Here is a 24,454-nt window from a genome sequence, read left to right as displayed (position 1 = left end):
GTCCTCTTTATGATTAAAATTGCGCCATTCTATTTCAAAAAAAAGCTACGTGTCAAGTTGAGTTTCTTTAAGTTTTTTATTATTTTAGTCATACTTAAAAAAACATGGTTTCTTATGACTTTTACTATTGGCCAACGCTGGATAAGCAATACCGAATCAAAACTCGGTCTGGGTATTATTATTGATGTAAGTGGGAGACAGGTAAGTGTGAGTTTCCCCGCTGCCGAAGAAGAACGCATTTACTCTACGGATAATGCTCCGCTGAGTCGTATCATTTATAAAGAAGGCGAAGAAGTTATGACTTCCAGCCACAAAAAAATAAATATTACCCAGGTTGAGGAACGGCAGGGGCTGTATTTTTACCGTGGTGTGGATGATGCAGGTAATAAGCTTTATATCAGCGAAGTTAATTTGGATTGTTTTATCAAGTTAAATACTCCTGAACAACGATTGTTCAGTGGGTTATTGGATAAGTTGAGCACTTTCAAATTAAGAATAGATACTCTAAACCATGCGAGCAGATTGCAACAATCTCGAGTCAGAGGATTATTAGGCTCAAGAACCAGTCACCTGAGACATCAGGTTTATATCGCTCATGAAGTCGCACACCGCTATGCTCCGCGCGTCTTGCTTGCCGATGAAGTAGGCCTTGGAAAAACCATAGAAGCAGGTATGATTTTACATTACCAGCTCCATACAGGACGTGCCAATCGGGTTCTGATCGTAGTACCGCAAACATTAATTCATCAATGGCTGGTAGAAATGATCCGCCGTTTTAATTTGAACTTCTCAATCATCGATGCCAACCGCTATGAACAGATCTATGAGCTGGACGACGAAGAAGGGATTCAAATCGGAACAACGCAAGAAAACCTTTTTGAAAATGAACAATTGATTTTATGCAGTTTGGATTTTCTGATGGATAATGAAAATGCGCGCCAACAAGCCCTGGCAAGTAAATGGGACTTGCTTGTTGTCGATGAAGCCCATCATCTACATTGGTCTGAAGAAGAGAAAAGTCCAGAGTATGAATGTATTGAAGAATTGTCTGCGCACAGTAAAGGCTTACTCTTGTTAACAGCAACTCCTGAGCAAGCAGGAATTGCCAGTCATTTTGCTCGATTACGATTGCTGGACTCTTCACGGTTTTATGATTTTTCGGCATTTAAAAAAGAAGAAGATGGATATCAGGAAATCAATAAATTAGTGCAAGCGCTCATGGCATATGGTGAAGATGCATCTATCGATGATTTAAGCATAGAATTAAAATCACAACTCGAAGTTTATTTGGGTGAAACAATAGAAACAAGCATTGATCAAGTAATTAGAGATTTGTTAGACAGACATGGTACGGGACGCGTTTTATTTCGCAATACTCGCGCAGCCATTCAAGGCTTTCCCGAACGGCAAGTACATGCTTACCCTCTAGAGTGTCCTATCATTTATTCTTCATTGGGAGAACAAAAAGGCCAGAGGAAACTTTATCCAGAACAACTTGTTGATAAACAAATTTGGCTTGAAAACGATCCTCGCGTGACATGGTTAACCGATAAAACTAAAGAACTTTATCCCCACAAAGTTCTAATTATTTGTGCTAAAGCAAATACCGCTATTGCTTTGGATCAACATTTAAAATTAAAAATGGGAATTCGCTGCGCCTCCTTTCATGAAGGATTGTCTATTATTGAACGTGATCGCGCTGCCGCGTATTTTGCGGAACAAGAAAATGGCGCACAAGCACTTGTTTGTTCTGAAATTGGAAGCGAAGGTCGGAATTTTCAATTTGCACATCATCTTGTTTTGTTTGATTTACCTTTAAATCCTGATTTGGTGGAGCAACGTATTGGACGTCTCGATCGTATAGGACAACGCCATACGATTAAGATTCATGTTCCATACCTTTTGAATTCGGTGCAAGAGAAATTATTTCGCTGGTATCATGAAGGAATTAACTTATTTACTCAAAGTTGTTCTGTTGGTTTTACTCTTTATGAAGAATTTGAAAATGAACTTTTGCCTATTCTCGATCGAGTAGAAACAAGCGAGGAAGAACTTAACACCTTGATTGCCCGCACTAAAATACGCGCAGAAGAAATCAATCAGGCATTGCATGATGGCCGCGATCGTTTGCTGGAACTAAATTCGTGTAATGCCCAACAAGCCCAGGAACTAATTACCGCCATCGAAGCAGAAGAAAATTGTTTGGAATTGGAAAATTACATGGCACAGGTATTTCAAGAGTACGGTATTGATCATGAATACCATTCAGAAAATACTGAAATTCTCCGTCCCACAGATCACATGAAAACAAGCCATTTTCCAGGTTTAAGAGAGGACGGCGTTACTGTAACTTATTCGCGTCCCAAAGCACTTATTCGCGAGGATATTGAGTTTCTAAGCTGGGAACATCCTATGGTCAGTGAATGTATGGAAATGACTTTAGAATCTGAGTTAGGAAACGCAACTTTAGCAACAATTTCCATTAAAAGTATCAAGCCTGGAACTTTATTTTTGGAGTCCTTTTTTACGGTAAATTGTGCAGCACCCAAAAGTCTGCAACTAGAACGCTTTCTACCCCTGGAACCGATTCGAGTGTTCATGGATGTTTCAGGAAAAAACCTTTCTAAGGTATTGGGTTATAATCAATTAAATCAATTGTGTGAGCCCGTAAAGCGCCACTTATGTTACCCCATTATTCAGCAGGTTCACCAGGATCTGGAAATGATATTAACACAAAGTAAAAAGGTTGCTGAAATTCAGCTTCAGGAGATTCTTGAAAAAGCAATTAAACAAATGAAGGACTGCATAAATCACGAGATTAATCGGCTTGAAGCATTAAAAAAGATTAACCCCTCAATACGGGATGAAGAAGTTAGTTATTTAAAAAATCAGCTCGTAGAAGGTGAACAGTTGATGCATAGCGCTACTTTAAAGTTACAGGCATTAAGGGTAGTGATTAATAAAGTGTAATTAACGTATTTTCCAAAATAATCATTACAGGACTGTTATCAAGAAATCGTAGGTTGGACTGAAGCCAACCTACGATGTTTGATACCTGCTTATCCCTTAAATCAATTTAAGATCTTCACCAGCACGCTCTATAATTCGATAAGGAATTTGTACATCAACCTAATTTATTAGCCTCAATCCAATCGAAAGAATTATTATTGTGGAAAAACGGAAAGCTTCTGGCGATTGGAACAACTGATCTTATGATCCAATGAATTTTAGGATTTCGGTATTAATAGCCACCTTGAGCACCTGCTCAAACAATAATCACTTAGCGTAAATTACAATTATATTTGTTGAGTTGATATCACTTATAAATACAATCAATTGGATTAAATATAAACATAATGATTAAATTTATCTATAAACAATAATGATATGAAGCATAAAAAATGACAAAACTGTATGTTTATTCTCTTGATTATGATGGATGTATGGCGGAAAAAAATTTCGAAGAAATGATCGAAGCAAACCCTATGTTAATAGAAGAAATCGCCGATAGTATTAATGCAGGAAATGAAGCCACCATTTGCGTTGGCTCGAATAGACAGGGGATCCATAAAGATCATTATAATTCTTGTAAATCTAGCTGTTTTTCTGTGTTTACCGCTTATCCAGATCGAGTAGAACAGATTAAAAAAAAAATAAAAGATAGCGCCAATAAAAGTACTATTAAATTTGATAGCTTTTTAACAATAGATGCTCAACAAGGTATAAATCCAGGTACTAATTTTAATCAATATCAACACATATCCTATATAACAGACAAAAGGAAACCCACTCTGGATGATGTGGAAGATATTAAAAACATGCCTAAAAATAAAACGGATGAATCCAAAATATCAACTTTATATGCACAAATGCATCTTTTTGCTTTCTTACATCCAAATAAAGAAATTAAGTTTATTTTTAAAGATGATCAGAAAAAGATATTAGAACAATTACATCAATTCTACAGCCACAATCAAAACTTAATTCCTGGAAATATTACCTTGAAGCTGGAGCAAAAAATTTCCAATGAAGTTAAAGCGGCTATTGATATAAAGATTGATAAAGATAAATTTAGGGAATCAGATGCCTGGGATGCAATTACAGGAGGAAAAGCAGAGCCATTAACTTCTATTAATGGGGCAGGTCATTTAGACAGTGATTTTTTTACTGCTTTCAATGGATATCAATTAGAAAAAGAAATCTCCAAGCGGATGCATGTCTTTGTAGATGAGTTTAAAGCAGTAGAACAAAATACTTTGACGAGCAATCATGAGTTTCAAGCATTTAATGGAGCAATGAGACATGCTCGCGATAATGTCGCTATTACTCGTCCTTTGTGCACGCAAAATTCAGCCCCCTATGATCATCATAGTGATACAATTCCCCATAGAGTCAACCCGAAAAAAAGAGATGAAATAAAATTTGCAAATGAATCTAAAGACTACAATAAAGCAAAAGAAAACATAATCATGGAACTATACTCCTTCAAAGAAGGCTACCAATCTAATTTAACGGGATTAAAAAATTACACAACAAGAAATGCAAAAATAAATATTGCCTTGGGCGCTATAGCGCTCCTTGTTGGAGGATCCGCTATAGCAGCTATTCTATTAACTGTACCCTTTTCACTGCCGGCTATTATAGGTGTATCACTGCTCGGATTTGCAGTAGCATCGGCTGTTTGGGCTACCTCTACACGTGCCAGAATTTTTCTAAAAGACGCTTCATCCATGAAAAAATTAATAAATTTTTTAGATAATTCAGTGACTCATAAAAAAAATCATTAGAGTGCTCTGAAAAAGAGGCGTTAATAATTAACAACTCCATAGATAAGAGATGCTTAAAAAAGAACAAGTCAAAATAAGATTGGATGCATTAGAGAACGTGATGAAAAATGATAACGAGGGAAACCCCAAAACCGATAGCATTTGTCCTGATTTCCTTTAGGCTTCATTTTTATTCAGTAATGCTCCTCTTGCAAAAAATAGCCCCTAATCATTCCCCAATACTGGGAGATGATTAATGGGCTATTGACAATTGGTCTTTCACTACATGAGCATTACGCTTTATGAGCTTTAATCCATGGGTGGTTCAATAAGTAAGCGTTTTCAACAAAACGAGAACTGTCCGAAAAAAGGGGATATTATACCGCTGCAAGAGATCATTTAAGCAACATCGACAATAATTTTATCATTATCAATACGGACTGGATATATTTTCAGATTCTTGGGTTTACTAAGCTTACCAAGTACCGTACCAAGAGCAGGCGGCCAGGGTGACCAGCATTCGGGTTGTCCGGTTGTCAGATTAAAAGCACTTTTATGAAAAGGGCAAACGATGGTGTTTTCATCCGTAACCACCCCTTTGGTCAAAGGTAATTTGAAATGTGGGCATTGAGAAGCAATAGCATGTACTGCGTCATTGTGCCAAATTAATAAAATTTTATGACCATCAATAGTTTCACAGTGACGACCTTTTTGTTGCAACTGCTCGAGTGTAATTGTTTGTTTCCAAGACATAATGGTTTGATCCCTTTAGTTTAAACTGTTTTTATAGTTTGGCATTTACATCAAGCACTCCTATCAGCTTAAAGGCAAGTGCCGAGCTATAAGATAAGTTTTAACTGAAACTAAAACAAGATCTAACCTCATCTAATATAGGTTCTATATGCACAGATTATAGACCCAACTTTTTACAATCCACTCTTTCCTGTTAACATTGAGATAAAGTTTTTGGGTGTACCAGATTAAAAAAATCCTTGCTTTTCATTTGCAGCACTTCATTATGATTTCCTGCATTAAAAGCCAACCACTCCTGATGAGTCAGGCTTTCTGCAAGATAAACGTCCATACCATAAAGCTCTCCAAAAAGTGGGATTGCTCCAATTTCACAGTCTTTAAATTTATCTTGAAACTCAAATTCATGGGCTATTTCTGCATGTTTTGCATGAGTCTCTTTTTTAAATGACGTTAAATCAAGTCGCATATTGGCAGGAATTGCTACGAGTACAAATTTTCCATCTAATTTGACGACCACAGATTTAGCAAAATAGTGTCCCTTAATATGTGCTGCTTGTGCACATTGTAATGCTGTATAAGCTCTAGGATGACTAATAGTTTTGTAGGAAATATGATGAGTATCTATATATTTTCTAAGGGATTGGCTTAACATAAAGCGCTCCTGGGAAAGCGTATAATGTTTAATTATAGACCAAACCTCTTGCATCCGCTAACTCACTGCAATCCTGTATATTGTTGAGATTAGTTTTTATAAGATTCGTTCCATTCTTGGAAACATTTGGTCAGGGGCAAGTCAAAACATACCTCTACCCTATTATATTGAGAGATTATTCATTTTATCTTTTTGTTCGATATCCATCTTATTCTGAGAGACTGTAGCCGTTTGAAATCTTAATGCTTTGGCAAAAAAACCTGGATACTCCCTGCGCTCATGAAATGTATCTTCAAAAGTTTCCAGGTGAGGTTGAGGTTGATTAAGTGCCGACCAAATTTCATCCATAAGATCTTCGTATTTGCGCATAGAATATAAATCTTCCAATTCTATATCACTTGCTACCTCATACTTTATTGTATCAAAAATAGCATTATCGCCACCTTTTTTTCTTAAGGTTGTTATCATTGCTTGAACCTGCAAAGAGTCTTCATTACTTGCAATTGCTGCGATTTTTGATTTGCAAAAGCTCATCAATGCTGTCGTAACCTTATCTTCAATATTTATATCCACAATGTATTTTTGACTTGGGGGAAACGGGCGCAATGATGCAAAAAAATCAAAAAAGGTGCGTATCTTATCCTCTTCAGCAACCAAACCAATAAGTTGATTTATAATTTCATCCGCATCCGTAGAATTTAAGGGCTCTGAAATTTCCGTATAATCTGAAAAACTACGCCACCGAGAATCAAAAATAGTTTGGCATAAAGGATTTGCAAGTACCTTGGCTATGACGCTAAATTTGGGGAAATGTTCCGGCGTATAGCGATAACCACTTAGATCAAAGAGAGTTAACGCACGATTTACCCCTTCCAGTGTGACATGTTGCGATAAGTAATCCAAAATGTCAGGTAACCCTGTTCCTTTTTGGAGCGAGCGCATCATAAAACCGACACAATCTTGCGGATTTCTGACGGAAAATAAAAATTTTACCACATCGGAGGTGAGCCTCGTGTGATTAGAAAGAACATCAATACTCTCTTGCAAGTCTGGTAAATAATGATGAGTGAATAAATGATTCAGCATGTATTTATCCAAACATTTAAGATCATTAAGTAAAATAATGAGATAGGTTAATTCTGATAAATAAGAAGAATGATTTAGTATTTGAAAAACAGTATCACCATTGAGTAATCCCACACCCGCTTGTTCTGTTAAATGCAATAATTGAGATAAAGTTTCTTGTTGTTCAAAATCTAATTCGATAAAAAGATTTGGAAATGGTGCAAAACTGTATGGAAATTTTATTTGCCAGTCCTTTAGCATAATAGATACTCTTGAATGATAAAAAATCAATCACAGATTAACTAGATTAAATACCCAAAGTCAAGAAAATAAAAACGTGCACAGGCCAGGACAAGGTTGTGCAACTCAGAATATATCAAGGCTCTGGTAAATATCCTCCCTGAATTGAGCACCGAATCTGAACACTCATCGTACCATTATTATTTCATTACCGCCTATCAAATCCTGGGTTAGCTATTTTTGTTATTTTTCAGGTAGCTTTTGCCGTCTGAGCTACCCATTTCAATAGTAATTTTCTCTACTAGTTCATATGGATAAGGTTAGATTCTTATCGATAGGCCCATCTGTCTCTGTTTTCATCCATTGCGGGGATGTTGTCTCTACTTGATTTCCCTTGGAAAAAAATGAAGAAACACTTAGTGAGCGTTTCGGTAATTTGGAATGCTTTTCTTGTGAAGGCTCTTTCGCGTGCGGTTGTGACAAAACAGAATGCAGGGGATGTTCAGGATGAAAAAAACTCTCTGAATAAACTAATGGACTTAAAGTACCTATAAGTTCTTCAGCAATAAGTTTTAATTTTTTTACATCTTCTTGTACCGTAGCTGATAGCCACTCCCATAAATGGGCCAACTGAATGTTCGCTGTTTCCATACTAAACTGTTTTACTTCTTCATCAAGATAGCCATAACGAAATCCACTAAAATGAATTCCTAATGGTTTCAAAGCAAACATCACCCGTTCCAGGTGTTTTTTCTTATCGTCAAGCATCACAATATGGCGGGGAATACGCCCTAATCGCGATAAAAACGAATTTAAATTTTCTCCTTTATCACCGCCTGCACAAAAAATAACGCCTCCCTGGCATGAGGAGTCATCATCAGCAACAATACTGTTTCGTGAAAAATCAACGCCCATATCAGCTAGCTGCCTCAATGTCTGGTGTCGAATCGAATATCCACGTGCGGTTAATCCAATGACAGGAATACCAATATCTTGCAATGCTCTAATGATATCCACCATCTTTGGCTCTACTGCCGTAGTGCGTACAAATTGCTGTGCTGAATTATAAACCGACATTAGTGATGGTTGAGCAATAACCGCTTCAATTTTTTTTTGAGAGACATGAGAAAATAAGCCTTCAAACCATGCATCTCCTCCAAATGCAATTTTAGGAGTCATGACCGTATTATCGAGATCCAACAACACCCAGGTATCAAAATGAATGTCTTTCAAGGCTTCTCGAAAATTTTTTATTTCCATAATTTTTTGATACATCGCTACCCCCTACATCATTCAATAAAAATACGCTGGGCTTGATTTACCCAGCGCAATATAGAAATGGATTATTTGTATTGGAATCGTTTCTGATTCTGTTCAGCATTAGTGTCAACATCCATAGAGGTAGGTCTGAAAAATCCATGACCATGAAGACGTGCTCTGTTAGAAGATTTATTTTTCACTTGTACTTCGGCGATCTCTTCTGAATCTGAATCCCCTAGATCCATACTATTTTCGTCAGCTTCACTTTCTTCCTCATCAGAATATTCTGAACCCTCAGAGGAGTTAACATATTCCTCATCCTCTTCTTCATCCTCTGGAAGATCTTTATAACGCTCCTCCAACTCCTCTATTTTTTGTTGCCAGCGTTTTAAACCAGGTAACATGTCCCTCGTTAACCCACCTTCTTCCTTACCCGATGACAGGCTTTTCACTTCCTCAGTTTCCTCTTCATCTGATTCAATAATTCGCCTTCGTTTTGTATTGGCTTCTTTTTGCTCAATTTTTGCAGGGTGTTTGCCAAAGAGGCCCAACGAGACCGGTTTTATGGGAATAGGGCTTAAAATTTTAGGTCGCTGTAGCTCTGCTTCACTTTCTTGCCTTAAATCTCGTGCATCAATTGGTTTTGCTGATGGAGAGCCTGTAAATTTTTCGGACACCGATTGCAACCAGGTTATAATTTTCATGAATCCATTATTGGCTAACTCAGCTTGCATCTCCTCAGTAACCTTTTGACCAAGTTTCTCCAGGCTTGGTGAGGTCTTTTGATTTAATGCGGCATAAGCCCTCAAACCTGTTGATGCAACCCAATACCCACATAATCCTCTATTTAATCCTTTGGCATTCGGAATAACAGAAAGCCTGGCTCCCTGAGGTAATTGGCTTGCTAAACATTCCACATAATTTTTACCTGATTCCTGTCCTAAAGGATCAAAAATGAAGTATCGATTACCATGGCCTTGCATTAACATAATCCAATGGCCAGAAACGTTTCTCTGGTCAACATCGGCTAATATAGGCATAAACCCTTGACGATTCAGGGCATCTAAATTAAGTGTAGGATTACCATTATAAATGGAGCCACTAATAATTTCTGGATATCCCATGCGGGCAAAAAGAGCATGCATTCCTGATTGTGTTAACTCCATTTCTTCTACGTATAATTCTGATTTTTTTGAAACAGTTACAGGTGAAGAATCTTTGGAATCAACAAACATCCAGTCTAAATCCGCAGATCGATCGTGAGCTATATGATTACGTTTTAATAACTTGGCATGTTCTGGAGCAGACATGTTAGGGATAACAATTTTTGATTTTGAAGCCAGTGAAATCACATGTCTTTTATCTTTATTGTCTTCCATAACACGTACAACATCATGAATGTTGTTAATCGGTTTGCCATTAATTTCTTTAACAATTCCACGAATATGCTTTTCATAACCTTGTGTTTCTTTACAGTTAAGGATTGTATTGATCACAATAATTTGATCGGTGGGATTTTTCTTGGGTGCGTCAGGTAAGGAACAATTCTCTTCGACCAAATGCATCTCTTCAAATTCACAGCCATTGCCTTCCATGTAATTACGTGTCAGCGGAACAAAACAAATTCCAGAGTTTATGTAATAAGTGGGCATTTTATCGTGCTCTGAGACTGATACTTTTTCGGTATCCCCCAAGATAGTGTCCAAAACAACATCAATCTCTAATTCCTCAACTCCCTCGCCATTATCTTTCTTGCGTAAAATATTGAGCCTGACCGTATCGCCAATAAATTTAGACTGCGTCACATGAAAATAATCGATACAATTCCCAATCCCTGGAATATCGACCGTACCTTCATTTGAAATCGGTAATCCATCAATAGCAAGTATAATATCGTCGGGTTTTAGCTTATTAAATGCATCCGATAAATTGTCTGCTTTTAAAATTCGAATGCCCGATCGTTTACCCATCTTATAAAATTCACGTTCATGGACATTTTCGATTTGTTCGGTAACAATAGGAAGAGTTGGAAATCCGCGATATTTCTTGTTACTAAATGCTTCGATTAAAAAATGCTCCATAATAGGAACGGGAATAATATAGTTCAATCCTTGATGTCCACCATATCCTTGAAAAGCAACTCCAACTACTTTGTTTCCTATAAATACTGGTCCACCACTATTCCCTGGGTTAATTGCTGCATCCACTTGTGCTTGTAACAAATTTTGGCCACTCATGGAGTAACCATCCACTTGAATACGTGACACGATACCTTTGGAAAGGGATATTTCTGTACCCCCCATAGGGAAGCCAACAACCATGATCCTATCCCGCAGACTCACCATTTCACCCAACTCTACCGGGTCTACAAGTTCCTCAAACTCAGGATCATCAACCTCTAATAAGGCTAAATCACACTGATATGAAACACATTTAACCTTTGCTTCATATTTTTTGATACGGTTATTTGCTAACCGTACTTGAAGAAACGTTGTATTTTCCGCTACATGAGCATTAGTCATAACGTATTTTTTTCCGGAGGAGGGATCTTGAACAATAAAACCGGAACCTGAGCAAGCAGATGATTCTGGGCCTCGCCAGGGATTATCATAATCGGCAACGAAAAAATCAGAATAAATTTGCACCACAGAACGTTCATGTTGATTATGAGTGGGGAACTTGACCCGTTTTCTAACTGGTGGCTCGAAGAACTCATCGTCACTATCTTCCCTTCGCCTTCTTTTTCGATTAAGCGAACTTGGTTTGTCACTCATTGTTTCATGTGGCTGTCTTGCTTCCTGGTTTTCCACGGCAACTCGTTTGGGATTTGGAGCACTTCTTTCGAAAGCATCTTCAGCATCTGCATCTCGCCTTCTTTTTCTACCTAAAGAGGTCTCTTGTTGAGAGGAGGGTACTTTTATTGCATTAGTTTTGCTTGCTTGAGTTTGTGTTAATATAGATGTGCCTTTTTTAGACGAACCATGTTCATCACTTTTTGATTTAACACCTTTAACAACTTGTTTGCTTACCGGATCGATCTTATTTAAAATATTATAAGTTACTCCAGCCCCCTGTGCTAAATCAGATGCTTTAGGAAATAAAGGATAAGCGAGAAAGGGATCTATGGATTGCATCAATTCTACATATCGTTCTTTTATTTTAATTTTCACATCAAAATCAATATGCTTCACCACTTCAGAATCAAGCAACATCTCAAATCTAGGTTTAATTGTTAATAAGGAGTCTGGGGCATTTATAGCGAACCATTTGATAATTCGCTCCAAAATCATCATTTGGGTATTTGCCCATTTTGGCGCGGCACCCAAGTTATCTTTAGTTTGTGGATTCATACTCATTGGCATTAATGACCAACCTTTAAGATGTAACCACTCAGGGCGAAAGCTGTTTTTATAAAAATTATCTTTAATATCTGCTTTAAAGGCGCGTTGTAACCGTTTTTTCATCTCTGGATGCAGCTCACTGGTCATTTTGTCAAAAAAATGCTCATAAGCATCGCGAGCTGATTCCCCCATCACTGTATTTTGATCAGGAGTTCTTGTTTTAATAAGATCGCGTTGTGGAACGGAATCATGCTCAACCGTTAATACATCCCCACCTTTAGTGACAAGCTCCATTTCTGCCAAATCTTTCTTTAAATCTTTCTTTACTGATTTGGGAAGATCATCTCGAAATAAAGGTGTTTCTTTAATTGACCCCCAAAAAGGTTGCTTACCCTCTTCGGGAGAAGGAGAAAAACAGGCTATTTGAATGGGCTCTTCGTTTTCATTCTCTCCTACTTTTCCTTGAATAAATCGTTTTGCATACATCGGGGTATGGCCATCGGGTGTTTGAGCCCTAAATCGATGCATACCCCGGAAAGGCTCAATCGCCTCAATATTAACCAAAGGACGAACTGTGGGTGTTTCTTCATCATCAACCGAAGGAAGCTCATATTGGAGTGCAACAGTTTGATCACCCTCTTTAGTGATCACCGCATGACCTATTTTTTTGCTATTTGGTGCATAACGAAAATGTTCATTCTCTGCAAGATGCGAGAAATCATGTGCCGTAAATTGTTTGTTATGTTTGCCAGTTTCAGAATCATGGGGGGGAGAGGTATCGGTATTGCTTTGTTGAACTTTTTTTTCCTTTTTGAGGTCTTTTTCCTTAGAACCTTCGTCGATATCCATTCTATCTTTGGGCATAATTTTAACTCCTTTGTAAAGACAAGTAAATCCATTACAACTCTTCGCTAAAAGGCAGCAATTTATTGTTAACAGAAACAAATCAGGGTGTAAAGATATTTTTTATGGTTCAAAATTGAATTAAATTAAGCCACATGGTTAAAAGTAAAAACAAACTCCTTATATAGGTAAAAAGTAATTCATTGTTTAATCAAGAAATATTAATCATGAAAAACTATAAAATGCGGTGATTTTTATTAGGAAAAGAAATTTGAGATTTTTCTGTTCCCAATAAAAATCACCCTCATTAGAAAGTTGTAGTCATCAACATTCAGCCTATTAATAATGCTATATGGCAAAATTAGCCGTCAGATCGAAACAGGGATTGAACGAATTTCTGCGTTTACGAAAATGACGCCCCCCTTACACCACTAGCAATGCTCCCTCTAGAGCAGTAACCCAATTTTTTAAAATTCATGTAAGCCCAATTAGTAGCTGGTATCCGGACTAGAATTAGTTCTTAAAATAGGGGGGGGCCTGGATTAGAGTTAATTCCCGGAGGAGGATTCGTTTCTGGGCTAGGAGTAGTATTAATATTGGAATTACTATTCGTTGAATTAGGGCTATTACTTAAGTTATCCCCTGCTGCATGAACATAATAAAAAATGCCCATTTCTTTTTTGTAACCCGCAAAAAACAAGATTTTTTGCGGCAGGATTACGGAAAAAGCACTGTATCTATAGATTAGATACAATAGATTATTCTTATCCACATAAGACTGTATAAAAATTTTTAAAGTAATTATATCTTCTGCCGAATACATCAATATAGTTAAAAATAGCTCCTATTGGCATATGGATATAAATTACAAGCTTGCACAAAGTTCGATTATTTTAAAGGAATATGTGAATAAATATGCTTATATAGGGCTAAGCATTGCCATTAGTAGCATCTTGCTCGCTTCACTTATTGTGTCCTACCAAATGACAGGATGGATTAATCTTGAGGGATTTATTAAAGCACAAGCAACCAACCCAGCTATTTGGATGCTTGACCTCACCCCCTTTCTCTTTGCCTATTGGGGACAATCGTTTTGCCATGGGTTAGTCAATACAGCAGAATCATTTGTTGCGAATAAAACCGAGGAGCTTCGATATAAAAGTGGTGATCTCGAATCAAAACTAAAATATGAAAGTGAGCACGATTTTTTTACTCAGTTGCCTAATGCACTTTTGTTTGGTGAACAAATAACTCAGTCCATTAATAAAATTGAAAAATCGAATGAATTGGCAGTAATTCTATTAAAATTAAATGATTTTAAAGCGATCCACAGCAATTTTGGTAATTTTAATTCCAATAGCGTATTGATTGAATTTGTTAAAAAACTAAAAGAGATGTTAATTACCTCTTTTATGCTAGAGGCAACTATGGGAATCAATAGTGTAGCTCGAGTAGAGGGTGATGAGTTTGCTTTATTGTTACCAAGGCTGAATAAAAATATTAATTTAAATAAGTTATTAAATACCATTATAGATGCGACAAATCTTAATTTTACAGTTGATGGAATTAATGTAGCCATCAGTACCACTGCAGGAGCCGCTATCTATCCTGACGCGGGGGAAGATAATGTTTCATTAATAAATCATGCCCGCACTGCCGTTTTTCATGCAAGGAAGAAAGACAAACCCTTTGCAATTTACAATCCAGATATGGAAGACGATTTTACGACAAATAGGATTGTAATGAGTGGACTAAAAGCATCCATAGAGAACCAAGAGATTAAGATCTATTATCAACCTGAAGTTGAGCTGGCAACCGGTAAAATAATCGGCGCTGAAGCTATGGGTAGTTTTGTACATGAAAAATATGGATTAATTAGTACAGAAAAATTTATTTCTCTTATTGAGGGATCAAATTTAATCCAGCAATTAACTTCGTTTATGCTCACCAATGTCACCCAACAATTAGCCCTTTGGCATCAAGCAGGACATAAAATTTTTTCTTCGATTAACTTATCTATTAAAGATGCTATTGATAAAAAACTGCCTGGCTTTATAGAAAGTTTACTTAATGAAAATAAAATAGCGCCTCAATATTTAATATTAGAATTCGATGAGCGCGCCTGTTTGTCTGATCAAGAAAAATCAATTCCCGTTTTAAACGAATTAAGCAGACTAGGTGTTAATATAACGATACATGATTTTTGCAGCGGTTTTTCTTCTTTTATTTATCTGGTTAATTTTCCTATCAACAGAATAAAAATTGAAAAATCGCTAATTTTAAATATGACTAAAGACGAGAAAAAATCTAAACTTGTTGAAGCCATTATTAAACTGGCACAAACTTTAGAATTAGATGTTTTCGCCAATGGAGTAGAAAACCAAGAAATTAGGGAGCAACTCCAACACTATGGGTGTAAGTATGGGCAAGGATTTTATTTCTCGCACCAGGTAAGTCCTTATGAATTTATGGCTCAATTAAATTCAGGAATAACCAGATAATTATGCCAAAAGAGAGGAGTCTCGTTTATATTTTTTTTAATGGGACATTTAGGTTATTGCACTCTTCATATGAGATATATTTCATTTGATGTTGTAAACAAAAATCACCCGCCTTTCTAATTACAGCTTCACCATTCTCAATGCTCACTCCAGGGATAGTTTGTAGTTTTGTAAGCATGGCTCTTGAGTTGTAGTTGTCCCGCGGTGTGTCGTATAAATGTCCTGTCCAAATGGCCAGGTCATGAGACGAATAATAGTACCAAATGAAGGGGCAACCTAAAAATGAAATTGTTGGAAAATAAACTTCTGCAACGATTCGTTGAGGTGGCCTATTTTCCCCAGATTTCTTATCAATCAGAACATTGGCCTCGGCTTTTATATGAGAGTTTAGTGAGCCTTCTTTTTGAGAAAAAAACAGGGTCGAAAATCGTTTCATTTGGCTTCCTTCTTCAATACCAAAAACATCAGAAAATAATGAATTTAAATAATAAAATAAAAGCATTGCTTTGGTATAGAGAATGAGGATCAATTGTCATCAGATCTAATGAAATCGACTAAAGAGAAATAATATAGTCTATACTTTTAGTGACAGTTAAGAAAATAAGCTTGCTCATTGCGAGATAACAAGTTTGTCTTGCAATTTATACTCGAAGAAAAAATTGTGGTTGCGGCCGAATTTTTTATTTTTTTCTGTTTTTTACCAAGCAATTGACTTAACTGTCATTCATGTAACTTATACTGTGACTAATGTTATGAACAATGAGCCTCTCATAACCGAACTAGAAGACAAGACTCGTTGCATTCAAAGAATTTCTAAATTGTATAATAAATTACTAAGAAGCAATCGAGTCTTTGAACAAGATCAAGCAGGAATTAATATTTCCGATATCTATACGGATAGAAAAAATATTACCAAAATTCTTATAGGGGAGTTGCTTAATGGTTGTTATCAACCCATGCAGTATGATGAAAGAAAGGTTTACATCAATTCTAAAATGCGCCTTATTGCAAATTACTCCTATATTGATCGGCTCCTACTTAGTCTTTTATATGATTTATTTAGAGAAAGAACGCTGCATTTAATCTCTCCATCTGTTTATTCTTACATTTCAGGGCGTTCAGCCAAGCAAGCAATCCAATCTTTCTGCTCTTACCTGAAACAAATTCAGGAACCAAATAAGCAAATAAATCTCTATGTTTTAAGAGCAGATATAACAAATTATGGGGGGAGTATACCCGCTGATACCCATGCAATTTTTTGGAATTATTTCTATGATATTTTAGAAGAAATTAAAGATTTGGAACAACGCGATTGCTTACGCATCGTCATTGAAGAGGCTTTAAGACCCATTTTACATACCGAAGATAATTTACCTTATCAAAAAATAGTAGGTATTCCAGTTGGATCACCTTTAGCAACACTCATTTATAATCTCTATTTATCTGAACTTGATGAGGCATTATCGGATATTCCACATGGTTTTTATGCACGGTATAGTGATGATTTTATATATGCCAATACCGATCTTGATTTATTCAAAGAAGGTGAGCGTCGCATAAGCGCTATTTTAGAAAAATTAAGATTGCGGTGTAACCCAGATAAAAACCAACGTTTTTACCTTACTCATGCGGGTAGACCATTCACTGATTCAGAACAGTTCATGGGCTCAAACAAGATAGACTTATGCGGCCTTATTATTTTTTCAGATGGGACTAAAACATTAAAACGCGCTGCCATTCAAAAAATGCTGGCACGGATAAAGCACAGATTAATTAACGCAACATCAATGCTAGCCCAGCTTGACCTGGAACAAAAAGGGCAAGCACTCTGCAAAATTGCAAATAACATATTAAATGAAACAAACACATTCAAAGATCCTACAATTCAACGTATATTCAAAGAAGTAACTAATAGGGGTAGTTTAAAACAAATAGATAATTCAATTGCTTTAATTATTGCTGAATTACTTACGGGTATAAAAGGAGCACGCGCATTTCGAAAAATTTCTTATGCAACTTTAAGAAATGAATGGCATTTAACCTCTTTATGCAGGGAAAAAAATTATTGGGATCAACATAAATTTACTTTCCGAAAAAATGGAGTTTTTACATATGATAAGGATAAACGATTTATCTGATTTCCAAATGCTATTTCAAAATATTAATCCCCAGGACTTGGAAATTATTTTACACTTTGTAAAACGCATTAAATTAAAAAAGAATCACTATTTATTTTACGAGGATACCAAAGGAGATTCTGTTTACTTAATTAAATCCGGAAAGATTGGCATTGAGTCAAAAGGCCAGCATTTGTCTGATTTATTTAGTGGTGATTATTTAGGTGAAATGAGTATATTAGATAGGAGGCCTCGTTCCTCTTCTGTATACGCAGCAATCCCCTCAGAATTGTATGCAATAAATATGCTGGATTTACAAGATAAATATCCACAGCTTTATGCTCAATTAATTGTAAATCTTAGTAAAGCACTACCCGATCGATTGCGTGAAGCGAATAAATTAGCCACCAACACTTTAAAAAAGGAAATATCTCTGCTTAAAAACCAAGTGCAAACAGCACGATTTATGACATATTTATTAGTGATCATTTCTCTCTTTATTATTTTAAAAGATATTTCTTCATGGGCTCAATTCACTGAACACCCTAATGTACTAAATATTAGAATTACGCTGGCATTAGCATTTATTTTTTTTGTTGTCATGTGGAAAAATGGTTACTCACTTGCTGAAATGGGGTTTACTTTGAAAAACAGTAAACAATCAGTCATCGAATCTTTAATAGTGAGTTTTTTCATTATCTGTTCTTTTTTATTCATTAAGTGGGTATTAATCACAAATACGCCTTACTTTAAAGAAACTCCTTTGTTGTGTTCTTGCAAAAATATTTATGAATTACTGGAATTGAGTATCGGATTTATTATTTTAGCGCCAATCCAAGAGTTTATTGCACGAGGTTGCCTACAAAGTTCTTTGATGCAGTACGTAAAAAAAGATCATTCGATCTATGCAATATTAATGTCTAATCTTATTTTCTGTAGTTTTTATTCAAGTTTTGCGTTGTACGCCTCAATCCTTTTTTTCATCTTGGGATTAGCATGGGGCTGGCTTTACTTACGGTGCCAAACCCTTATTGGGGTATCATTGTCTCATATACTGATAGGCATATGTTTGACGGGTGTGATTGGTTTTCCAGTACAACTCTTATAAAAGGATGTTGCCATGCATCAGCCGCAAACAATTCAAGAATGGATCAACAAACAAAAAAGAAAAAAGGAAGGTTTTGTTAGTTTTAATGAAGCGTTATTTGGAAAAAATATTTTAGCTTATATTATTTTTCGCTTACGCTATTTTAGTATTAATGTCATTTTTACGATGGCAGTACATGTTCTTGAGTTTTATTTTTTAACCGTAATCTTTACCAGTACTCATCTTGAAAGTCTCATTTTATTCCGTGCAGCAATTTTTGTTATCAATGCCGGGTGGTGGGGAATGTTGGAAGTGATGCGGTCTCGTATACGCCATCTGCATAATTCACAACAAAATAGCCTGCTTGCTCAGGAGCTAGGAAACTGGCAATTTCTCGCAATACTTCTTTCAGGTGGTTGTTTCATCACGAGTTTTATATTCGGAACCCTTGCTTTTATTGAAATTGGTTCCCAACATGTGCTGGAGAATAGCTACATTGCCGCAGTGATTTTTCAGTTAGGATTACATATTTTTGTTGAGGTTCGCCGTTCAGGGATTTATGCAAAATTCCGTGTTTTTCGTCCCCTGCTCTCCATTTTATTATTGCCTTGCGCAAGCATCGCATTTTTAATGCTTTTTTGGTGGCTTGCCGGTGGATATACTCTTGTGTTAAATACTTTTTGCAGTGCAATTCTAAGCTCTGCGATAAGCCTTTATTACATTAAAAATGCATATACAACACATCAATGGCCAAAGTCAATATGGCCAAAACTCAAAGAGTTCTGGCATTTTATCCCCCAAATTTTTATTCCCGAATTTTTTTGGGCTGGTCTAGCAAGTATCTTGATAAGCTTAGAGGGTATGTTAATTTGGATTATGTATTACTACAGCCTCAACCATGCTGATTATAATGACTATTACAAACTATTTTATTTCATAGCCCCATTATTAAATGCAAGCTCTACTTGGGGAAGATTGTTTTATTTTGACATAAAAAAATGCAGCATTTCTTCATTAAATCGATTTATAAATAGTTTTAATACACGTGTATTATATATAACACCCTTAATTGGCTTTTTTTACTGGTTAATCACTGCATTGTTTTATGTAGGATACTTTCAAGAAAGTGCGTTCAGTTTTAGTTTACTCCTGCTAATATTTTTTATCTTGCGTTCCAGCATGGCTTATTTGCAAATCAATGCCTTTAGTAATCGTTATTATTTAGACGTTGTTTTTAGTGGTTTGATTATATTGATTTCTGTTTTTGGCTTTATCTCCATTGAATCTATATACCTAAACGTGCTCATTTTAATTTCTGTTTTGTTTTTGGGTAATGTTTATATTTATAAACCCCATTTTATGCCAGTAACAAACTCAATTAATCTCAACTATTCTTTTAGTGATTGGCTCAATGCACTTATTCACCATCAAAAACCTGCAACAATCATTTCCTTTGCAATTGATGCCAAGATACCGTGGAAGAATAAAATTCGATTGCAAAAAATACTATCAAATACATTTCAATCACCCTGCCTCTTTTGGATTGACAGACATAATTTAATATTATTCTTTGCGTCAAATGGGCTTAATTTAAAAGACTCATTGTCTCTGATTTCTATAGAAACCGCTGGTATTATTGAAGGTTATCGCTTATGTGCCGATGCTGTAAACGGTCCACAAGCATTGCAAGATCTCCTAAAAGAAAATACCCTCTTATCCCTTGAAAACATCAACCTATTGAACGAAAGCCATTTAATTTTACCCAAAGAATATGACGCAATTGTTACAGAGTTTCTCCATAATTTTCCTTTTGGTATTTGTTATGAATTTAAAGATAAAAAATTAGTGATTCATCATTCTAGAAAAATACCAGAAAATAGCGCTTATTATCGTATATTAGTACAGTTAGTTAAAAAGTCCCTTGCCTCGCCTCTGGAAAATAATGAAGGTATGAATTTTTCAGTTTCTGTATATTGTGATGAAAAAAATAATACGCTTATCTTTATTATGCCTGTTTCTTATGAAAATTATAAATTGGTCAAAGCTTGGAATTTAGCTGTATTTAAAGCAACACTAGAACAGTTTTCATCTTAAGCATGAGTACAATTGCCCTGAAGAAAACTAAAACATTAAGGATTCACTATAAGAGATTGGAGTGACGATGAAAACTTTAATTCGATTTTTTTATGAAAGCCTCCTGCTCCTATTATTAATTTCATGTGGAAACAATAATTCTTATACTGTAACGGTGCTCAATAATCCTGCGCTACTCAGCACCGCCCAATCTTTACCAACACAAGGAACATTGGAGGTTACCAAAAATGGATATGTCTATTTAAAAGTTTCCAATGATTATTTAAATGCTTTATATCCTATTCTAATACAACATACAGAGGGCAAGGATGCTTCCTGTATTGAACCCGCAAAAAGCCCCGTTGGCAGTCATATTACTGTGTTTTATGCGGGGCAGTTAAGTCCAGAACAAATTAAGTCATTACCGATTGGTAATACCTTTCATTTTCAGATTAAAGAACTCGAAAAGGTGAATAGAACGAAATACCGGCATCATCAGTCAGAAAAAGTAATCTGGTATGTTCTCTTAATTGACTCACCAGAATTGTCTTCTCGCCTCAAGCCATTAATTACGATAAGGCAATTCGGTTCATTTCATATAAGCATAGCCCGTGAAAACTTTGATGCCAATGGTTTCTGTATTAAACACTACACTCCTTATTAAATAAGGAACATAACAATTAGACATAAGACTTTTTGATCGCTCATTTTTCTTCCGGGTATCTATACTGTCACTGCGCAAACAAGTGCATTAGCATAGGTGTCACCCGTATTTAAGTTATTAAGAATTTGATCATTAGCCCTCTTTAAATGGCCTTGTCCTAAATAAAAGAAACGATAACCACATTCAAATGGTATTTGACCAATAATATTGTTTAAACGGATCCCAGCTCCAACCGTTGCAGAAAAACTTGTCGTTGTTGCTCCTTTAAATGCATTATCAGGTACAGCAAAATCAACTAATGGCGTTTCATGATAACCAGAAGTCCACATAAAATTAGGGCCTATACCTGCATCTACAGTAAAGTTATAAACGGGATTATTCGTGTAAATAAGCGCTTTAGCTGCCGCATAAACAGGAACATTTTGAATGTTGTATTTGTAGGAAAGGTTGGTAAATAAATCTTCCTGAACAATATCACCTTTGACCTTGGTTTGTCCTAAATAAAAGGCATCGACTCCATATGAAAGCTGAAACCAATTATAAGAAGGACCATTAATATATAACCCCAAACCTACAAGTCCACTGATTTGGGAGTTATTATCCACAGTGTATTGGTTGCCTATCAAACCATCAATATCAACATGCTGATCGTTGCCTTGCGATGCGCCAAAAAAACCTCCTTGAATAGGAATAGACCAGATTTTGGAAGGGCCTACATTCCCCATCGTTCCCGCAGAACAAACAACAGGCAATGATAGTCCAGTAAAAAGCAGTTTTTTAATATATGAATGCATAATTATCCTTAATTATCTGGTAAGTTACCTCATGAAATGTCTTTACGCTATTATATTTTTATTCCAACGTCAATTAGGCATGAGTTTACCTATACTCCTAAATACAAGCTACACTTTTTATAGAGTCATAAATTAACGTGATATCGGGATAAGGATTTTAATTAGCTGCCTACCGGGTTTTGTTGGGGCTAGCAATACAATTGACTCAGGACAGCCTCCTCATTCGAAGTCTCGCGGCTTGTCTTTAGCATCCAGGGAGTGGGGAGTGTTTTCTGGATCCAACGAACAAGTCTCGTGACGTAGAGATAAAGAGGCACTCCCCAAATCACTGGCGGTGGGGTAGATGTTCTAGTATCGCTAACGAGCCGCAACGCGAGTATGCCAAGGGCTTGGGAATTGGAGTTATGATTCGGCTTTATTATCCCGAACTGATGTTCAATTAAGGATAAAAATGAGTAAAGCATCTATTATCATTGGTGATGAAAAAATCAAACCAGGTGAACGTAAAACAATTTTGTTACCTATGCCAAAATTATATGACTGGACTCCTATCTGTCTGCCTATACATGTAATTAATGGCTCTGAAGAAGGGCCTACACTTTGTCTTACTGCAGCGATTCATGGCGATGAAATCAATGGGGTTGAAATCATACGACGACTCTTGAAAAAGAAGGGATTAAAACATATCAATGGAAGTGTCCTTGCGATACCCATTGTTAACGTCTATGGATTTTTATATCAAGAACGCTACCTAATGGACCGAAGAGACTTAAATCGCTCGTTCCCTGGTAGTTCCAAGGGCTCACTTGCCTCAATGCTTGCAGAAATAATCAGCAAGCAAATTTTATCTCAATCGACACATGCAATTGACTTACATACCGGATCAAACCATAGGTTTAATTTACCGCAAATCCGGGCAAATCTTGATATGGAAGGAATTGAAGATTTAGCTCGTGCTTTTAACGTTCCTGTGATATTACATTCAACCTTTAGGGACGGTTCAATGAGAGAGTATGCAAATGAACAGGGAATTCATATTCTCGTCTACGAAGGAGGGGAATCTCTTCGATTTGATGAATTATCCATTAGAACAGGCATCAACGGAATTTTAAGTGTTATGGGTGCACTTGGGATGATTAAGCCCAGCAAATATGGGGTAAAAAAATGTACACCAACTGTTTCAAGGAACAGCTATTGGCTAAGAGCGCCTATCAGTGGAATATTGAGGCACATCAAAAAATCCGGGAATAAAGTCACAAAAGGTCAAGTTATCGCAATTATTGCAAACCCGACAAGCACCGAAGAATATAAATTAAAATCCCCGATATCCGGCATTATCATTGGTGAAAGCAAACTGCCTCTTGTACACTCAGGGCAAGCATTGTTTCATATTGCCAGTTTTGAAAAATTGGATGTAGTTGCCGAACAATTAGAGAATTTACAAGAAGCTTTTGATTTAAATGAGTATGAGGATTGACTCTATGAAAAGTATTCCCCGTCTACCCTATCATGCAGAGGCATTGTCCTTTTTGATTTTACAATGCAATAATTTCCAATAGCCAAATAAATTAATTTTTTGAGCGTTTAAGAGCTTTAATTGTTTGTAATCCAGAATCGAATGGACAGAAAAATCAGACTTAAAACCTACCAGGTTATTGACATAAGCAAATTTTTTTTCAAAAAAACGAACAACAGCATGCTCTGAAGCAAAATGGTTTACAAATATAATTTCGGCTGTAGGTTTAGCAACACGAGTGAGCTCCTGTAAAAAGGCATTAACATCTGGAACAACCGAAGCAACATACATGGCAACGATAAAATCAAAGCTATTATCGGGAAATTCTAAATAAGCCGCATCCATAACTTTTAATTGTACCCTATCCTCCAACTGGTTTTTTTCAACCTGCTCTTGTGCTTTTTCCAGCATTTTTTCCGAGATATCTATCCCGGTAATCCATAAATCTGAACGATAAAGAGGTAATGACAATCCTGTGCCAATGCCAATTTCAAGAATGGAAGCATTTTGCTTTGCGATTTTATTGATAATACTGGTGCATAATGCACGGCCAGGGCTAAAAATAGAGCCAAATACAAAATCGTAGAAAGAAGCATAAATATTATAAACTTTTCTTATTGAAGCCACAGACATAAATCTACTCCATTGACATGTCACTAATTTAATAATAATAAAAAATATTTAAATTATTCAACCTACACCACTTTAATAACAAATAATATTATAAAAGTACAGAAGATTGACAATTCAGATTTTAAAGAATCTATCTTTTAGTCATAATC

General features: G+C 36.1%; 17 protein-coding genes. 8 read left to right on the top strand and 9 right to left on the bottom strand.

Going from position 1 to position 24,454, the window contains the following annotated elements:
• Nucleotides 1-114 precede the first annotated feature (114 nt).
• Together rapA and EKG34_RS04800 are read left to right on the top strand one after the other, a co-directional pair.
• The gene (rapA, locus tag EKG34_RS04805) at nucleotides 115-2,970 is read left to right on the top strand and encodes an RNA polymerase-associated protein RapA (protein ID WP_003633995.1); all 2,856 of its coding nucleotides are present in this window, start codon (nucleotides 115-117) and stop codon (nucleotides 2,968-2,970) included.
• A 431-nt stretch (nucleotides 2,971-3,401) separates the two neighbouring features.
• Entirely contained in the window at nucleotides 3,402-4,787 is a 1,386-nt protein-coding gene (locus EKG34_RS04800) for a YidH family protein (RefSeq protein WP_012979557.1), read from the top strand.
• Between the two features lie 378 nt (nucleotides 4,788-5,165).
• Here the strand turns inward: EKG34_RS04800 and EKG34_RS04795 are convergent, their stop codons facing one another.
• The 6 genes from EKG34_RS04795 to EKG34_RS18155 form a co-directional block, all read right to left on the bottom strand.
• Nucleotides 5,166-5,519, bottom strand: a complete 354-nt coding sequence (locus EKG34_RS04795; protein WP_003633990.1) for a Rieske (2Fe-2S) protein — start codon at nucleotides 5,517-5,519, stop codon at nucleotides 5,166-5,168.
• A gap of 193 nt (nucleotides 5,520-5,712) precedes the next feature.
• Nucleotides 5,713-6,171: an aminoacyl-tRNA deacylase gene (locus EKG34_RS04790; protein WP_012979558.1), complete on the bottom strand. Its 459-nt coding sequence runs from the start codon at nucleotides 6,169-6,171 to the stop codon at nucleotides 5,713-5,715.
• 162 nt (nucleotides 6,172-6,333) lie between these two features.
• Nucleotides 6,334-7,497, bottom strand: a complete 1,164-nt coding sequence (locus tag EKG34_RS04785) for a hypothetical protein (RefSeq protein WP_003633986.1) — start codon at nucleotides 7,495-7,497, stop codon at nucleotides 6,334-6,336.
• 285 nt (nucleotides 7,498-7,782) lie between these two features.
• Entirely contained in the window at nucleotides 7,783-8,751 is a 969-nt protein-coding gene (locus EKG34_RS04780) for a DUF2608 domain-containing protein (RefSeq protein WP_003633983.1), read from the bottom strand.
• A gap of 68 nt (nucleotides 8,752-8,819) precedes the next feature.
• The gene (locus tag EKG34_RS04775; protein WP_003633981.1) at nucleotides 8,820-12,941 is read right to left on the bottom strand and encodes a PDZ domain-containing protein; all 4,122 of its coding nucleotides are present in this window, start codon (nucleotides 12,939-12,941) and stop codon (nucleotides 8,820-8,822) included.
• 499 nt (nucleotides 12,942-13,440) lie between these two features.
• Nucleotides 13,441-13,692, bottom strand: coding sequence for a hypothetical protein (locus tag EKG34_RS18155; protein WP_125461281.1), 252 nt, complete (start codon nucleotides 13,690-13,692; stop codon nucleotides 13,441-13,443).
• Nucleotides 13,693-13,774: 82 nt separating this feature from the next.
• Here EKG34_RS18155 and EKG34_RS04770 point away from each other — a divergent pair, with 82 nt between their 5' ends.
• A complete protein-coding gene (locus EKG34_RS04770; protein ID WP_003633977.1) occupies nucleotides 13,775-15,421 on the top strand; it encodes a putative bifunctional diguanylate cyclase/phosphodiesterase in 1,647 nt (548 codons plus the stop codon).
• Nucleotides 15,422-15,446: 25 nt separating this feature from the next.
• On the opposite strand, the gene EKG34_RS04765 is transcribed toward EKG34_RS04770, so the two are convergent.
• Entirely contained in the window at nucleotides 15,447-15,857 is a 411-nt protein-coding gene (locus tag EKG34_RS04765) for a hypothetical protein (protein ID WP_125461280.1), read from the bottom strand.
• Between the two features lie 316 nt (nucleotides 15,858-16,173).
• Between EKG34_RS04765 and EKG34_RS04760 the strand changes: the two genes are divergently transcribed.
• From EKG34_RS04760 to EKG34_RS04745, 4 genes are all read left to right on the top strand, one after another.
• Nucleotides 16,174-17,559, top strand: coding sequence for a reverse transcriptase domain-containing protein (locus EKG34_RS04760; protein WP_012979561.1), 1,386 nt, complete (start codon nucleotides 16,174-16,176; stop codon nucleotides 17,557-17,559).
• Entirely contained in the window at nucleotides 17,534-18,646 is a 1,113-nt protein-coding gene (locus EKG34_RS04755; RefSeq protein ID WP_003633972.1) for a cyclic nucleotide-binding domain-containing protein, read from the top strand. The genes EKG34_RS04760 and EKG34_RS04755 overlap by 26 nt, the downstream gene beginning before the upstream one ends.
• A 12-nt stretch (nucleotides 18,647-18,658) precedes the next feature.
• Nucleotides 18,659-20,719: a hypothetical protein gene (locus tag EKG34_RS04750; RefSeq protein WP_012979562.1), complete on the top strand. Its 2,061-nt coding sequence runs from the start codon at nucleotides 18,659-18,661 to the stop codon at nucleotides 20,717-20,719.
• Nucleotides 20,720-20,786: 67 nt separating this feature from the next.
• Nucleotides 20,787-21,362: a hypothetical protein gene (locus tag EKG34_RS04745; protein WP_003633968.1), complete on the top strand. Its 576-nt coding sequence runs from the start codon at nucleotides 20,787-20,789 to the stop codon at nucleotides 21,360-21,362.
• A gap of 59 nt (nucleotides 21,363-21,421) precedes the next feature.
• Here EKG34_RS04745 and EKG34_RS04740 read toward each other — a convergent pair whose 3' ends face one another.
• The gene (locus EKG34_RS04740; protein ID WP_003633966.1) at nucleotides 21,422-22,156 is read right to left on the bottom strand and encodes a hypothetical protein; all 735 of its coding nucleotides are present in this window, start codon (nucleotides 22,154-22,156) and stop codon (nucleotides 21,422-21,424) included.
• Between the two features lie 451 nt (nucleotides 22,157-22,607).
• Here EKG34_RS04740 and EKG34_RS04735 point away from each other — a divergent pair, with 451 nt between their 5' ends.
• Nucleotides 22,608-23,633 carry a succinylglutamate desuccinylase/aspartoacylase family protein gene (locus EKG34_RS04735; RefSeq protein WP_003633965.1) on the top strand — a complete coding sequence of 342 codons (1,026 nt, stop codon included), beginning with the start codon at nucleotides 22,608-22,610 and terminating at the stop codon, nucleotides 23,631-23,633.
• A gap of 30 nt (nucleotides 23,634-23,663) precedes the next feature.
• Here the strand turns inward: EKG34_RS04735 and pmtA are convergent, their stop codons facing one another.
• The gene (gene pmtA / locus EKG34_RS04730) at nucleotides 23,664-24,305 is read right to left on the bottom strand and encodes a phospholipid N-methyltransferase PmtA (RefSeq protein WP_003633963.1); all 642 of its coding nucleotides are present in this window, start codon (nucleotides 24,303-24,305) and stop codon (nucleotides 23,664-23,666) included.
• Nucleotides 24,306-24,454: the final 149 nt, after the last annotated feature.

Source organism: Legionella longbeachae (assembly GCF_004283175.1).
GTDB lineage: Bacteria > Pseudomonadota > Gammaproteobacteria > Legionellales > Legionellaceae > Legionella > Legionella longbeachae.
The sequence above is the reverse complement of the archived record's forward strand: the minus strand, read 5'-3'. Positions and strand labels throughout refer to the sequence as shown.